The sequence below is a fragment of the Pseudomonas sp. G5(2012) genome, assembly GCF_000408945.1.
In the GTDB taxonomy this organism is placed as follows: domain Bacteria; phylum Pseudomonadota; class Gammaproteobacteria; order Pseudomonadales; family Pseudomonadaceae; genus Aquipseudomonas; species Aquipseudomonas umsongensis.
This window is the reverse complement of the sequence record NZ_APIO01000076.1, coordinates 1-15,096: the sequence shown is the minus strand read 5'-3', so window position 1 is coordinate 15,096 and position 15,096 is coordinate 1. Positions and strand designations below refer to the sequence as shown.

The 15,096-nt window shown below is 60.7% G+C and carries 12 protein-coding genes; 9 read left to right on the top strand and 3 right to left on the bottom strand.

The window, feature by feature from the left end:
- Positions 1–25: 25 nt before the first annotated feature.
- Positions 26–1,309, bottom strand: coding sequence for a Zn-dependent hydrolase (locus PG5_RS22410; RefSeq protein ID WP_020799414.1), 1,284 nt, complete (start codon positions 1,307–1,309; stop codon positions 26–28).
- Positions 1,310–1,444: 135 nt separating this feature from the next.
- Complete coding sequence (locus PG5_RS22405; protein WP_020799413.1) at positions 1,445–2,929, bottom strand: NCS1 family nucleobase:cation symporter-1; 1,485 nt, start codon at positions 2,927–2,929, stop codon at positions 1,445–1,447.
- A gap of 549 nt (positions 2,930–3,478) precedes the next feature.
- Here PG5_RS22405 and hydA point away from each other — a divergent pair.
- From hydA to preA, 3 genes are all read left to right on the top strand, one after another.
- Positions 3,479–4,918 (top strand): dihydropyrimidinase, encoded by a 1,440-nt coding sequence (hydA, locus tag PG5_RS22400; RefSeq protein WP_020799412.1) that lies wholly within the window; start codon positions 3,479–3,481, stop codon positions 4,916–4,918.
- Between the two features lie 193 nt (positions 4,919–5,111).
- Positions 5,112–6,479 carry an NAD(P)-dependent oxidoreductase gene (locus tag PG5_RS22395; RefSeq protein WP_020799411.1) on the top strand — a complete coding sequence of 456 codons (1,368 nt, stop codon included), beginning with the start codon at positions 5,112–5,114 and terminating at the stop codon, positions 6,477–6,479.
- Positions 6,480–7,754 carry an NAD-dependent dihydropyrimidine dehydrogenase subunit PreA gene (gene preA / locus PG5_RS22390; RefSeq protein ID WP_020799410.1) on the top strand — a complete coding sequence of 425 codons (1,275 nt, stop codon included), beginning with the start codon at positions 6,480–6,482 and terminating at the stop codon, positions 7,752–7,754. It abuts the gene before it with no gap.
- 152 nt (positions 7,755–7,906) lie between these two features.
- Here the strand turns inward: preA and PG5_RS22385 are convergent, their stop codons facing one another.
- On the bottom strand, positions 7,907–8,527 hold the full coding sequence (locus tag PG5_RS22385; RefSeq protein ID WP_020799409.1) for a TetR/AcrR family transcriptional regulator: 621 nt from the start codon (positions 8,525–8,527) through the stop codon (positions 7,907–7,909).
- Between the two features lie 293 nt (positions 8,528–8,820).
- Between PG5_RS22385 and PG5_RS22380 the strand changes: the two genes are divergently transcribed.
- From PG5_RS22380 to PG5_RS22355, 6 genes are all read left to right on the top strand, one after another.
- A complete protein-coding gene (locus PG5_RS22380) occupies positions 8,821–10,119 on the top strand; it encodes an OprD family porin (protein ID WP_020799408.1) in 1,299 nt (432 codons plus the stop codon).
- Positions 10,120–10,366: 247 nt separating this feature from the next.
- The gene (locus tag PG5_RS22375) at positions 10,367–11,191 is read left to right on the top strand and encodes an NAD(P)-dependent oxidoreductase (RefSeq protein WP_020799407.1); all 825 of its coding nucleotides are present in this window, start codon (positions 10,367–10,369) and stop codon (positions 11,189–11,191) included.
- 49 nt (positions 11,192–11,240) lie between these two features.
- A complete protein-coding gene (locus tag PG5_RS22370) occupies positions 11,241–12,128 on the top strand; it encodes an SMP-30/gluconolactonase/LRE family protein (protein WP_020799406.1) in 888 nt (295 codons plus the stop codon).
- A 67-nt stretch (positions 12,129–12,195) separates the two neighbouring features.
- Positions 12,196–13,167 (top strand): TRAP transporter substrate-binding protein, encoded by a 972-nt coding sequence (locus PG5_RS22365; RefSeq protein WP_020799405.1) that lies wholly within the window; start codon positions 12,196–12,198, stop codon positions 13,165–13,167.
- 77 nt (positions 13,168–13,244) lie between these two features.
- Complete coding sequence (locus tag PG5_RS22360; protein WP_020799404.1) at positions 13,245–13,772, top strand: TRAP transporter small permease; 528 nt, start codon at positions 13,245–13,247, stop codon at positions 13,770–13,772.
- Positions 13,773–15,053: a TRAP transporter large permease gene (locus tag PG5_RS22355; protein ID WP_020799403.1), complete on the top strand. Its 1,281-nt coding sequence runs from the start codon at positions 13,773–13,775 to the stop codon at positions 15,051–15,053.
- The last annotated feature ends 43 nt before the right edge of the window (positions 15,054–15,096 follow it).

The following is a 15,096-nucleotide window of genomic DNA, read 5'->3' as shown; positions in this document are numbered from 1 at the left end:
GCCGCAGGCTGCGATCTATTGCATTTCAGGCAGCCGGAGCTGCCTTTGCCACCGCCGCCGAAGCCGCCAGCATCGCCCGCAACAGCACCGCACACCCGGCCGCCAGGTCATCCGGGGCGGCATTTTCGATTTCGTTGTGGCTGATGCCGCCTTCGCACGGCACGAAGATCATCCCGGCCGGACCCAGCTCGGCAAGGAAGATCGCGTCGTGTCCGGCGCCGCTGACGATGTCCATGTGCGACAGGCCCAGCCCTTGCGCCGCGTTACGTACCGCTTCGACGCAGCCCTTGTCGAAGTACAGCGGCGGGAAGTCGGCGGTGGGTGTCAGTTCATAGGTCAGGCCATGTTCTTCGCAGGTGGTCTCGATGACTTCGCGCACTTCAGCGATCATCGAGTCCAGTCGCGACGGCTCCAGGTGACGGAAGTCCAGGGTCATGCGCACCTCGCCCGGAATGACGTTGCGCGAGCCGGGGTAGGCTTGCAGGCAACCGACAGTGCCACAGGCATGGGGCTGATGACCGAGGGCCGCGCGGTTGACCGCACCGACGATCACTGCCGCGCCGACCAGGGCGTCCTTGCGCAGGTGCATCGGCGTTGGGCCGGCGTGGGCCTCGACGCCACGCAGTTTCAGGTCGAACCATTTCTGTCCGAGGGCGCCCATGACCACGCCGATGGTTTTGCGTTCGTCTTCAAGAATCGGACCTTGTTCGATGTGCGCCTCGAAATAGGCGCCCACCGCGTGGCCGCTGACCTTGCGGGTTCCAGCGTAGCCAATGGCATTAAGCGCTTCGCCTACCGTCACGCCCTCGGCATCGACCTTGGCCAGGGTTTCTTCCAGGGTGAACTTCTCGGCGAATACGCCGGAGCCCATCATGCACGGCGCGAAGCGCGAGCCTTCTTCGTTGGTCCACACCACCACTTCCAGCGGCGCTTCGGTCTCGATGCCCAGGTCATTGAGGGTACGCAGCACTTCCACGCCGGCGAGCACGCCGAAACAGCCATCGAACTTGCCCCCCGTGGGCTGGGTGTCGATGTGACTACCGGTCATCACCGGTGGCAGGTCCGGGTTGCGCCCCGGGCGACGGGCGAAAATATTGCCGACGGCGTCGATACTGACGGTGCAACCGGCTTCCTCACACCACTTCACGAACGTATCGCGGGCCTGGCGGTCGAGGTCGGTCAAGGCCAGGCGACAGACACCGCCCTTGACCGTGGCGCCGAGCTTGGCCAGTTCCATGAGCGACTGCCACAGACGGTCGCGGTTGATGTGCTGATGGGTCGATTGCAGAACGTCTACGGCTGCGTTCATGGGGATCTCCTGAGGCTGTTTGGATCTGATAGTTCCCACGCTCCGCGTGGGAATTCATCCATGGACGCTCTGCGTCCAGGCTTGGGACGCAGAGCGTCCCGGGCTGCATTCCCACGCAGAGCGCGGGAACTATCATTACAGGGTTGACTTGGCAACCACGGGGCTCGGGCGCATCGCGCATAGCCCGTAATAAATCAACCCACCCAGGGCCGAGCCGGTAAACCAGCCATAGCTGTAGAACCAGCTGAAGGCATCACTGCCGAGCGACAGCAGCGTCAACACCACCGGCACCCCGAAGGCGATGAAACCGTTCCAGTTCCACGCCGGATACACGTCGTCGCGGTACAGCCCGGCCAAATCCAGCTGCTGTTTCTTGATCAGGAAATAGTCCACCACCATGATCCCGGCAATCGGCCCCAGCAAGCTGGAGTAGCCGAGCAGCCAGTTGGAATAGACCGTCTCCAGGCTCAGGTCGGAAACGATCAGGCCGAGCTTTTTCAGCAGTTCATGGGCCATCAGCGCCAGCCCGACCAGCCCGGTGAGCATCACCGCCTTGGTCCGGTTGATCGCCTTGGGGGCGATGTTCTGGAAATCGTTGGTGGGCGACACGATGTTGGCTGCGGTGTTGGTCGACAGCGTCGCGATGATGATCAGCGCCATGGCCAGCGCCACCCACACCGGGCTCTGGATATGGCCGATCAGGGTCACCGGGTCGGACACCGTCACACCCACCAGCTTCACCGAGGCGGCGGTCATCACCACGCCCAGAGAGGCAAACAGGAACATGGTCAGTGGCAGGCCAATGATCTGCCCGACAATCTGGTCTTTCTGGCTTTTCGCATAGCGGCTGAAGTCAGGTATGTTCAGCGACAGCGTGGCCCAGAACCCGACCATCGCGGTCAACCCCGCCGCAAAGTAACTGGCCACCCCCGCGCCTTCGGGACGCTTGGCCGGGATCGCCAGCAGCTCGGACATCGATACATTGGGCATGGCCCACACCAACAACCCCACCCCCACCAGTACCAACAGTGGTGCCGAGAGGGTTTCCAGCCATTTGATCGACTCGGCACCGCGAATCACCACCCACAGGTTCAGCGCCCAGAACACCATGAAGCCGATGACCTCGCCGGTGCCGCCCAGGGATTTCCAGCCCTCGAACACCGAACCCAGGAACAGGTGAATTGCCAGGCCACCGAACATCGTCTGGATGCCGAACCAGCCACACGCCACCAAGGCGCGGATCAGACACGGGATGTTGGAGCCGAAGATGCCGAAGGACGAACGCAGCAACACCGGAAACGGGATGCCGTATTTGGTGCCGGGAAACGCGTTGAGCGTCAGCGGGATCAATACGATGATGTTGGCGAACAGAATCGCCAGCAGCGCTTCACCGACGCTCAGGCCGAAGTACGCCGTCAGCACTCCGCCCAGGGTATAGGTGGGCACGCATATCGCCATGCCCACCCACAATGCCGTGATGTGCCATTTGTTCCAGGTTCGTTCGTGCACCTTGGTCGGTGCTATGTCGTGGTTGTAACGGGGACTGTCGAGGACATCGCTACCGGCTTCCAGCTCGAACAAGCCGTCGCGCTCGTTCACTTGCGATCTGATCTGTTGCATGGCCGCTCCACTGATCTTTGAATTATTTTTGCTCATCAGGGGCTGGCGGCTTCAATAAACGTGCCGGTTGCCCCGCTTGCGCATCGGGCAGTTCCATAAACACTCTGTAAACAACTGATGTTTATCAGTTTTACTGGATCAACCAGGTAACCCTCGGTGACTTGTCACGCCACTGGAAACGATCTGCGCCAAGTTGTCCGAACAGTCAGGACTCAATCTGGTGCATCGATATTTTTCTCACGGTCGCGCATCAACCATAGACCATCCTCAAACGGCTGATTTCACATAAGAAATCTTGACCATATTTAGATCCTGTCAAGTGCGTCAAAATGGTGAGCGGCCTCACCATTTTGGTGAAAACAGCGTTTTATCGTTATTTATCAGTTAGTTAAAACAGTAATAAGCTTATAAAAAATATTCTTGCTCATTCCCATAACTCAGACTAGCTTTTAATCCTGACAGCGCTGACAGGAATAGTCCGGTTAACGCTGGCGTCATACAAAACATCTAGAACCGGCATCAGTCGGTCATGCCTGCGAGGAACCCGGAATGTCTCTGTTGATCCGTGGCGCTACCGTTATTACCCATGATGAAAGTTATCGCGCCGATGTGTATTGCGCAGACGGCGTAATCAAGGCCATCGGCGAAGACCTCGACGTTCCAGCAGGTGCCGAGATACTCGACGGCAGTGGTCAGTACCTGATGCCCGGCGGCATCGACCCCCACACCCACATGCAACTGCCCTTCATGGGCACCGTGGCCAGCGAAGACTTTTTCAGTGGCACGGCGGCGGGTCTGGCCGGTGGCACCACGTCGATCATCGACTTCGTGATCCCCAATCCGCAGCAGTCATTGATGGAGGCCTTCCACCAGTGGCGTGGCTGGGCCGAGAAGTCGGCGTCCGACTACGGCTTCCACGTCGCCATCACCTGGTGGAGCGAACAGGTCCGCGAAGAAATGGCCGAGCTGGTGATTCATCACGGGATCAACAGTTTCAAGCATTTCATGGCCTATAAGAACGCGATCATGGCGGCAGACGACACCCTGGTAGCGAGTTTTGAGCGCTGCCTGGAACTGGGCGCGGTGCCGACCGTGCATGCGGAAAACGGTGAGCTGGTGTATCACCTGCAACGCAAACTCATGGCCCAGGGCATGACCGGGCCGGAGGCGCATCCACTGTCGCGTCCCTCGCAGGTGGAAGGCGAAGCCGCGAGCCGTGCCATCCGCATTGCCGAAACCCTCGGCACGCCGTTGTACCTGGTGCATGTATCGACCAAAGAGGCGCTGGACGAAATCACCTACGCCCGCGCCAAGGGCCAACCGGTCTACGGCGAAGTGCTGGCCGGGCATCTGCTGCTGGACGACAGCGTCTACCGGCACCCGGACTGGCAAACCGCCGCCGGCTACGTGATGAGCCCGCCGTTCCGCCCGCGGGGTCATCAAGAGGCCCTTTGGCACGGTTTGCAGGCAGGTAACCTGCACACCACCGCCACCGATCACTGCTGCTTCTGCGCGGAGCAAAAAGCCGCCGGCAAGGACGACTTCAGCAAGATCCCCAACGGCACCGCCGGCATCGAAGACCGCATGGCGGTGTTGTGGGATGAAGGCGTGAACACCGGGCGTTTTTCGATGCAGCAATTTGTGGCGCTGACCTCCACCAACACCGCGAAAATCTTCAACCTCTACCCACGCAAAGGCGCGATCCGCGTCGGTGCCGATGCCGACCTGGTGCTGTGGGATCCGCAAGGTACGCGGACAATTTCCGCCAAGACCCATCACCAGCAGGTCGACTTCAATATTTTCGAAGGCAAGACCGTGCGCGGTGTACCGAGCCACACCATCAGCCAGGGGCGCGTGGTCTGGGCCGATGGCGATCTACGGGCTGAGCGCGGTGCCGGGCGCTACATCGAGCGGCCGGCTTATCCGGCGGTGTTCGATTTGCTGAGCAAACGGGCCGAGTTGAACCAGCCGGTGGCGGTCAAACGCTGAAATCAAGGCCTTCAATCGCTCCCACATCTGGAATGCGAACCCTGTAGGAGCTGCCGCAGGCTGCGATCTTTTGATTTTGCTTCCAAGATCAAGATCAAAAGATCGCAGCCTGCGGCAGCTCCTACAGGGGATGGCGTAGCACTGAGTAATGCCCAACAGAGGCAGCACCTCAATTACCGTGAGGCCAAATACCGTGATCAAGACCCTGACCCACCTCCCGCATCCCGTTGAGAATGCGGCCGCCCTCGCCGGCCATTTCACCGACCTGGCGCCGCCACTCAATGATCGCCAGGCCCATCTGGAGGCCTCGCGCTGCCTGTATTGCTACGACGCACCCTGCGTGAATGCCTGCCCGAGTGAAATCGATATTCCCTCGTTCATCCGTAACATCCACCAGGACAACGTGCAGGGCGCGGCGCAGAAAATCCTCTCCGCCAACATCCTCGGTGGCAGTTGCGCCCGGGTCTGTCCGACAGAAATTCTTTGTCAGCAAGCCTGCGTGCGCAACAACGCCCATGAGTGCGCGCCGGTCTTGATCGGCCTGTTGCAACGTTATGCCGTGGACAACGCGCATTTCAGCCAGCATCCATTCTCCCGCGCGGCCGCCACCGGCAAGCGCATCGCCGTGGTCGGGGCCGGCCCCGCCGGGTTGTCCTGCGCCCACCGCAGTGCGATGCACGGCCATGACGTGGTGATTTTCGAGGCCAGGGAAAAGGCCGGTGGCCTGAACGAATACGGGATCGCGAAATACAAACTGGTGGACGATTACGCACAAAAGGAGCTGGACTTCCTGTTGGAAATCGGTGGCATCGAAATCCGCCATGGGCACAGGCTCGGGGAAAACCTCAGCCTCAGCGACCTGCATCAACAATTCGACGCGGTGTTCCTCGGCCTCGGCCTGGCGGCCAGCAAACAGCTTGGCCTACAGCATGAAGACGCGCCCGGCCTGGTAGCCGCCACCGACTATATCCGCGAGCTGCGCCAGGCCGACGACTTGACCCAGCTGCCGCTGGCTGACCACTGCATCGTGCTCGGCGCCGGCAACACCGCCATCGACATGGCGGTGCAGATGGCCCGGCTCGGCGCCCACGACGTCAACCTGGTGTATCGCCGTGGTGTCGAGGACATGGGGGCCACCCACCATGAACAGGAGATTGCCAAGGCCAATCAGGTACGCCTGTTGACCTGGGCCCAACCGGAGGAAGTCTTGCTCAATGACCAGGGCCAGGTGCGCGGCATGCGATTCGCTCGCACCCACCTGGTTGAAGGCCGCCTGCAAACCACTGGCGAAACTTTTGAGCTGGCTGCCGACGCGATATTCAAGGCCATCGGCCAGGCCTTCGACAGCAGCGCACTCAGCGATCCGCTGGCCCGGGAACTCAAGCGCGACGGTGATCGCATCCAGGTGGACGAGCATCTGCGCACCAGCATTCCTGGCGTGTATGCCGGCGGCGACTGCACCAGCCTCGACCAGGATCTCACCGTTCAGGCAGTACAGCACGGCAAGCGCGCCGCCGAGGCGATCAACGCTCAACTGATGCTCAATGTGGAGGCTGCATAAATGGCCGATCTGTCGATTGTCTTTGCTGGCATCAAGTCCCCCAACCCGTTCTGGCTGGCCTCTGCACCGCCGACCGACAAGGCCTACAACGTGGTCCGCGCCTTCGAGGCTGGCTGGGGTGGCGTGGTCTGGAAAACCCTGGGGGAAGACCCGGCGGCGGTCAACGTTTCTTCGCGCTATTCGGCGCACTTCGGGGCTAATCGGGAGGTACTGGGTTTTAACAATATCGAACTGATCACCGATCGCTCGCTGGAGATCAACCTGCGGGAAATCACCCAGGTCAAGAAGGACTGGCCGGACCGCGCGCTTATCGTGTCGCTGATGGTGCCTTGCGTCGAAGAATCGTGGAAACACATCCTGCCGCTGGTGGAAGCCACGGGTGCCGACGGCATCGAGCTGAACTTCGGTTGCCCTCACGGTATGCCTGAGCGCGGCATGGGCGCAGCGGTTGGCCAAGTCCCGGAATACGTCGAGCAGGTCACCCGCTGGTGCAAGACCTATTGCTCATTGCCGGTGATCGTCAAGCTCACGCCGAACATCACCGACATCCGTGTCGCTGCCCGCGCGGCGCATCGTGGCGGTGCGGATGCGGTGTCGTTGATCAATACGATCAACTCGATCACCAGCGTCAACCTGGAGCGCATGGTCGCCAATCCCATTGTCGGCAGCCAAAGTACCCATGGCGGCTATTGTGGCTCGGCAGTCAAGCCGATCGCCTTGAACATGGTCGCCGAAATCGCCCGCGACCCGCAGACCCAGGGCCTGCCGATCAGCGGCATTGGCGGCATTGGCAACTGGCGCGATGCCGCCGAATTCATTGCGCTGGGCAGCGGCTCGGTGCAAGTGTGCACGGCGGCAATGCTGCATGGCTTCCGGATTGTCGAGGAGATGAAGGACGGCCTGTCCCGCTGGATGGACAGTCAAGGTTACGCCAACATCGCCGAGTTTTCCGGGCGTGCGGTGGGCAATACCACCGACTGGAAGTACCTGGATATCAACTATCAGGTGATCGCGAAGATCGATCAGGAGGCGTGTATTGGGTGTGGGCGCTGCCATATTGCCTGCGAAGACACCTCGCACCAGGCGGTCGCCAGCGTCAAGCAGGCGGACGGTACCCACAAGTATGAAGTGATCGATGATGAGTGCGTGGGCTGCAACCTGTGCCAGATCACCTGCCCGGTGCAGGACTGTATCGAGATGGTGCCGATGGAGAACGGCAAGCCATTTCTCGACTGGAATCATGATCCGAGGAATCCGTATCACGTCGCGGTTTGAGTTCAGCGGCGTCTGAACTCACTCCTTCGCGGGCAAGTCGGATCGCCGCACCGCCGCTCCCACAGGTTTTTCTGGCGTTCCCAAAACCTGTGGGAGCGGCGGTGCGGCGATCCGACTTGCCCGCGATGAGGCCATCAGCAACACCGAAGGCCTCAGGGCTCCAACCCGATCCCCCGCAAAATCACACTCGTCACCGTCTGCACCGCCCGCTCGAACTGCATATCGGACAACGGTTGATGATCATTCAAAATATTCACCTGATGATCAAAGTCGGCATAGTGCTGTGTCGAAGCCCAGATCATGTACAACAGGCTTGAAGGCTCCACCGGCAGGATGCGCCCGTCGTCCACCCACTGGCGGATCTTCGCTTCTTTCATCTTGGCCCAGTCATACAGGCTCGCGTCCAGCTTCGCGCCCAGGGTCGGCGCGCCGTGGATGATTTCGTTGGCCCAGACCTTTGAACCGTAGGGCCGGCTGCGCGAGTGGTTCATCTTGGCGCGGATGTAGCTGCTGAGCACCACGCGGGGGTCGTCGAACATCTCGAAGCACAGCGCGTCCTGCTTCCACACTTCCAGCAGGTCCAACAGCACGGCGCTGTACAGTTCGGTCTTGGTGCTGAAGTAGTAATGCAGGTTGGAGCGCGGCAGTTGCACCTCGGCGGCGATGTCGGCCATGGCGGTGCTACCAAAGCCTTTTTCGGCGAAGACCTTCTCGGCCCCCAGCAGAATTTTCTCGACGTTACTGCGACGAATCTCGATCTTGTGATTGCCCATGAGGGCTCCCTGACAACAACATTAAACAAGACTAGCACCGCTCTACGGCGCGGCGACAGGGGACCGTCGATTCCGGCGCATGGTCAGGGCACCTCTTGACCGCATTTCATACCTTCAAACCATGCCTGCGGTCTCTACCCATATAACCCCTTAACCCCGGGGGAACGAATTACCTCAAGTCATCGTATAACTTCCGATTGACAACCCCCAAAAATCCCGCAAATATCTGTGCCAATGTTGTACGACGACGTATGACAAAAATAAAAACAAAAACGCAGCAAGGGAGCGTCAAAGTGAGCAAGCTCGTCCTCGATTCGTCCGTCCGTACTCCACGCCCAACCATCACCCGCTTGCAGACACTGAGCCTGTACGGTTGCGCCAGCCTGGCCCTGAGCCTGCCCCTCACCAGCCAGGCCGAAGGCTTCACCGATGACGCCAAAGCCACGCTGAACCTGCGCAACGCCTACTTCAATCGCAACTACACCAACCCGGCCTACCCTCAGGGCAAGGCTGAGGAGTGGACACAGAACTTCATCCTCGACGCCAAATCCGGCTATACCCAGGGCCCGGTGGGCTTCGGTGTGGATGTGCTGGGGCTGTACTCGCAAAAGCTCGACGGCGGCAAGGGCACCACGGGAACGCAGTTGCTGCCGGTCCATGGTGACGGCCGCCCGGCCGACAACTTCGGGCGCCTGGGCGTGGCACTCAAAGGCAAGATCTCGAGAACCGAACTGAAGGTCGGCGAATGGATGCCGGTGTTGCCGATCCTGCGTTCCGACGACGGCCGCTCGCTGCCGCAAACCTTCCGCGGTGGCCAGGTGACGTCCACCGAGATCAGCGGCCTGACGCTCTACGGCGGGCAGTTCCGCCAGAACAGCCCGCGCAACGATGCGAGCATGGAAGACATGTTCATGAACGGCAAGTCGGCGGCCTTTAGCTCGGACCGTTTCAACTTCGGCGGCGGCGAATACGCCTTCAACGAAAAACGCACCCAGGTCGGCGTCTGGTACGCCGAACTCAGCGACATCTACCAGCAGCAGTACTTCAACCTCAGTCACAGTCAGCCAATCGGCGACTGGACCCTGGGCGCCAACCTCGGCTACTTCATCGGCAAGGAAGACGGCAGCGCCCTGGCCGGTGACCTCGACAACAAGACCGCCTTCGCCCTGCTCTCGGCCAAATACGGTGGCAACACCTTTTATGTCGGCCTGCAAAAACTCAGCGGCGACGACGTGTGGATGCGGGTCAACGGCACCAGCGGCGGGACCCTGGCCAACGACAGCTACAACTCCAGCTACGACAACGCCAGGGAGAAGTCCTGGCAGGTGCGTCACGACTACAACTTCGTGGCCCTGGGCATTCCCGGCCTGACGCTGATGAACCGCTACATCAGCGGTGACAACGTGCACACCGGCACCATCACCGACGGCAAGGAATGGGGCCGCGAATCGGAACTGGCCTACACGGTGCAGAGCGGCGCGTTGAAAAACCTCAACGTCAAATGGCGCAATGCGAGCATCCGCAAGGATTTCAGCACCAACGAGTTCGACGAAAACCGGATTTTCATCAGCTACCCGATTTCGTTGTTGTAAGAGCAGAGGATCAACAAATGCCCCTGTAGGAGCTGGCTTGCCAGCGATGGCGTCCGCCAGATCGCCATCGCTGGCAAGCCAACTCCTACAGGGATCGAGATTTACCAGAGCATTGATCGGGTTGACCCTCCGTCAATTTCCACCAATGTCGCGTTGACAAAAACCGGAAATCCTACCGATACTTCAGCATAGTCGTACGACAACCTACAACGACCCAATAACAATAACTGCTTGTCCAGGAATTCCCATGACGACCACTGCAACCGCCCAAACGCCCTTCAATCGCCTGTTGCTGACCGGTGCTGCCGGTGGCCTGGGCAAAGTCCTGCGCGAGAGCCTGCGCCCGTACGCCAACGTCATTCGCCTGTCCGACATCGCCGACATCGCCCCCGCCATCGATGATCGCGAAGAAGTCGTGCCGTGCGACCTCGCCGACAAGCACGCGGTGCATCAGTTGGTCGAAGGCGTGGATGCGATCCTGCATTTTGGCGGGGTGTCGGTTGAGCGCTCGTTCGAAGAAATCCTCGGCGCCAACATCTGCGGCGTATTCCACATCTATGAGGCGGCACGCCGTCACGGCGTCAAGCGTGTGATCTTCGCCAGTTCCAACCACGTCATCGGCTTCTACAAGCAGGATGAAGTCATCGACGCCCATTCCCCTCGCCGCCCGGACAGCTACTACGGCTTGTCCAAGTCCTATGGCGAAGACATGGCCACGTTCTACTTCGATCGCTACGGCATCGAGACCGTCAGCGTGCGCATCGGCTCTTCGTTCCCCGAGCCGCAGAACCGCAGGATGATGAGCACCTGGCTGAGCTTCGGTGACCTCACCCAATTGCTCGAACGCGCGCTCTACACCCCCAACGTTGGACACACGGTGGTCTACGGCGCCTCCGACAACAAGGACGTCTGGTGGGACAACCGTTACGCCACGGTCCTGGGTTATGCCCCGCAGGACAACTCCGAAGTGTTCCGTGAAAAGGTCGAAGCCCAGCCGCTGCCGGCCGCCGATGACCCGGTGCGGATCTACCAGGGCGGTGCCTTTTGCGTTGCCGGCCCGTTCGGCGACTGATCGCCCCAGCCATGAGCCCAACCACCAACAGCCAAGGGAATGAGTTGCCATGCAAGCCGAACTGATTGTCGATGCGCGCAATACGGTGGGTGAAAGCCCGGTCTGGGTCCCCGAGGAAAACGCCCTGTACTGGGTCGATATTCCCGCCGGGGGCCTGCAATGCTGGAGCGCGCAAACCGGTCATGTGCACGCCTGGAAAGCCCCGCAAATGCTCGCCTGCATCGCCCGTCACTCCGATGGCGGCTGGGTCGCCGGCATGGAGAGCGGGTTCTACCATCTGCATGCACATGCCGACGGCAGCCTCGACAGCGCCCCCCTGGCCCACGTCGATCACCTCCGGCCGGACATGCGCCTCAACGATGGTCGCTGCGACCGCCAGGGCCGCTTCTGGGCCGGGAGCATGGTACTGGACATGGGCGCCAATACCGCCGTGGGCACGCTCTATCGCTATGGCGCCGGGCAACAAGGCCCGCTCCAGGCACAACTGAACGGCCTGATCGTGCCCAACGGCCTGGCCTTCAGCCCGGACGGCCGGACGATGTACCTGTCCGACTCCCATCCGCTGGTGCAGCAGGTCTGGGCATTCGATTACGACATCGACAGCGGCACCCCTTCCAACCGCCGCGTGTTCATCGACATGAATCAATATGCCGGCCGCCCTGATGGCGCGGCGGTCGATGCCGAGGGTTGTTACTGGATCTGCGGCAACGATGCCGGGTTGGTCCACCGCTTCACCCCCGACGGTCGACTGGACCGCTCCCTTGCCGTACCGGTGAAAAAACCGAGCATGTGCGCCTTCGGTGGCAGTCGCCTGGACACCTTGTTCGTGACCTCGATTCGCCCGGGAGACGACCACGACGAGCATTCGCTGGCCGGTGGCGTGTTCGCCCTGGACCCCGGCGTCAAGGGATTGCCCGAGCCGCACTTCAAGCAATGAATGCAATTGTTGGCGCTACACCGCTGTGCCCTGAATAACAAAAACAACAAGACTGGAGACACCCCCGATGGACTTCAAACGCACCTTGCTCGCCGCAGCACTCCCTCTGGCCTTCACCCTCAGCAGCGCCGCCCATGCGCTGGAAATCAAGTTTGCCGACATCCACCCCGCGGGCTACCCCACCGTGGTCGCTGAAGAGCAATTGGGCAAGACACTGGTGGCCGACAGCGACGGCAAGCTGACCTTCAAGATGTTCGCCGGCGGTGTGCTCGGCTCGGAAAAAGAAGTGGTCGAGCAGGCCCAGGTTGGCGCGATCCAGATGGCTCGGGTCAGCCTCGGCATCGTCGGCCCGGTGGTGCCGGACGTGAACGTATTCAACATGCCGTTCGTGTTCCGCGACCAGGCGCACATGCGCAAGGTCATCGACGGTGAAGTCGGCGACGAGATCCTCGACAAGATCACCAACTCCGAATTCAACCTCGTCGCCCTCGCCTGGATGGATGGCGGCACGCGCAACATCTACACCAAAAAACCGGTGCGCAGCCTGGAGGATCTCAAGGGCATGAAGATTCGCGTGCAAGGCAACCCGATGTTCATCGAAACCATCAACGCCATGGGCGGCAACGGCATTGCCATGGACACCGGTGAAATCTTCAGTGCCCTGCAGACCGGTGTGATCGACGGTGCGGAGAACAACCCGCCGACCCTGCTCGAACACAATCACTACCAGAACGCCAAGTTCTACAGCCTGACCGGGCACCTGATCCTGCCCGAGCCGATCGTGATGTCGAAAATCACCTGGAACAAACTCACCCCCGAGCAGCAGGTGCTGGTGAAGAAGACCGCCAAGGCGGCGCAGGCGCAGGAGCGCACCCTGTGGGATGCCAAATCGGCCAGCAGCGAAGAAAAACTCAAGGCTGCCGGCGTCGAGTTCATCACCGTCGACAAGAAACCTTTCTATGAAGCGACTGCCTCGATCCGCGAGAAATACGGCGCACCCTACGCCGACCTGATCAAGCGCATAGAAGCCGTCCAGTAACTCTCCCGCTCTCTTGAAAGGCCCGGCGCGACGTTCGTTGGTAGACGCTCGTGCGCGCCCGGTTACGGTGAAACCCGATGAAGAATCTATTGCTGCGCATCAACGACAGGATCTACATGACCTGCATCTGGGTCGCGGGCCTGTCGGTCCTGGCCATTGCCCTGATCATTCCCTGGGGCGTCTTCGCCCGCTACGTCCTCGGCACTGGCTCAAGCTGGCCTGAGCCCACGGCGATTCTGCTGATGATGGTCTTCACCTTCATCGGCGCCGCCGCCAGCTACCGCGCTGGCGCACACATGGCCGTGGCCATGCTTACCGACCGCATGCCCCCCGAACTGCGCAAGGCTGTAGGCGTGGTCTCGCAACTGTTGATGGCAACCATCGCGTTGTTCATGACCATCTGGGGCAGCAAGCTGTGCCTGTCGACCTGGAACCAGTTCATGAGCGCCCTGCCCACCCTGCGCGTAGGCATTACCTACATGCCGATTCCGATTGGCGGCCTGCTGACGCTGATCTTTGTCCTGGAAAAACTCTTGCTCGGCGACCAGAGCAATCGTCGCGTCGTGCGTTTCGACATCGTTGAAGAAAACGAAGGGGCTGCCTGAATGGACGCTGTGATTCTGTTGGGTAGCTTCATAGCATTGATCCTGATCGGCATGCCGGTCGCCTACGCGCTCGGGCTCTCTGCGCTGATCGGCGCGTTCTGGATCGACATTCCGTTCCAGGCGCTGATGATTCAGGTGGCCGGTGGCGTCAACAAATTTTCCCTGCTGGCGATTCCGTTCTTCGTCCTCGCCGGTGCGATCATGGCCGAGGGCGGCATGTCTCGGCGCCTTGTGGCATTTGCCGGTGTGCTGGTCGGGTTCGTGCGCGGTGGACTGTCACTGGTCAACATCATGGCCTCGACCTTCTTTGGCGCTATTTCCGGTTCGTCGGTGGCGGATACCGCCTCGGTCGGTTCGGTGCTGATCCCGGAAATGGAACGCCGCGGCTATCCCCGTGAGTTCGCCACCGCCGTGACCGTCAGCGGCTCGGTGCAAGCCCTGTTGACGCCGCCAAGCCACAACTCGGTGCTCTACTCGCTGGCGGCAGGTGGAACGGTGTCGATCGCCTCGCTGTTCATGGCCGGCGTGGTGCCGGGCCTGTTGATGAGCGCGTGCCTGATGGTGCTGTGCCTGATCTTCGCCAAGAAGCGTGACTACCCCAAGGGCGAAGTCATCCCGATGCGCGAAGCCTTGAAAATCTGCGGCGAAGCACTTTGGGGCCTGATGGCCATGGTGATCATCCTCGGTGGCATTCTGTCGGGCATATTCACGGCGACCGAGTCGGCGGCCATCGCGGTACTGTGGTCGTTCTTCGTGACCATGTTCATCTACCGCGACTACAAGTGGAGCGAGCTGCCGAAACTGATGCACCGCACGGTGCGCACGATTTCGATCGTGATGATCCTGATCGGCTTCGCCGCCAGCTTCGGCTACATCATGACGCTGATGCAGATCCCGGCGAAGATCACCACGATGTTCCTGACCCTGTCGGACAACCGTTACGTGATCCTGATGTGCATCAACGTCATGCTGCTCTTGCTCGGCACCGTGATGGACATGGCACCCTTGATCCTGATCCTTACGCCGATCCTGATGCCAGTGATTCTCGGCATTGGCGTGGACCCGGTGCAGTTCGGCATGATCATGCTGGTGAACCTGGGGATCGGCTTGATCACACCGCCGGTAGGCGCGGTACTCTTTGTCGGGTCGGCGGTGGGCAAGGTCAGCATCGAATCAACCGTCAAGGCCCTGCTGCCGTTCTACGCCGTGCTGTTCCTGGTGCTGTTGGGCGTGACCTACATTCCTGCGCTGTCGCTGTGGTTGCCGCATCTGGTGTTGTAATCCGGCTGATCCTGCAACCGCTGAACTGTAGGAGCCGGCTTGC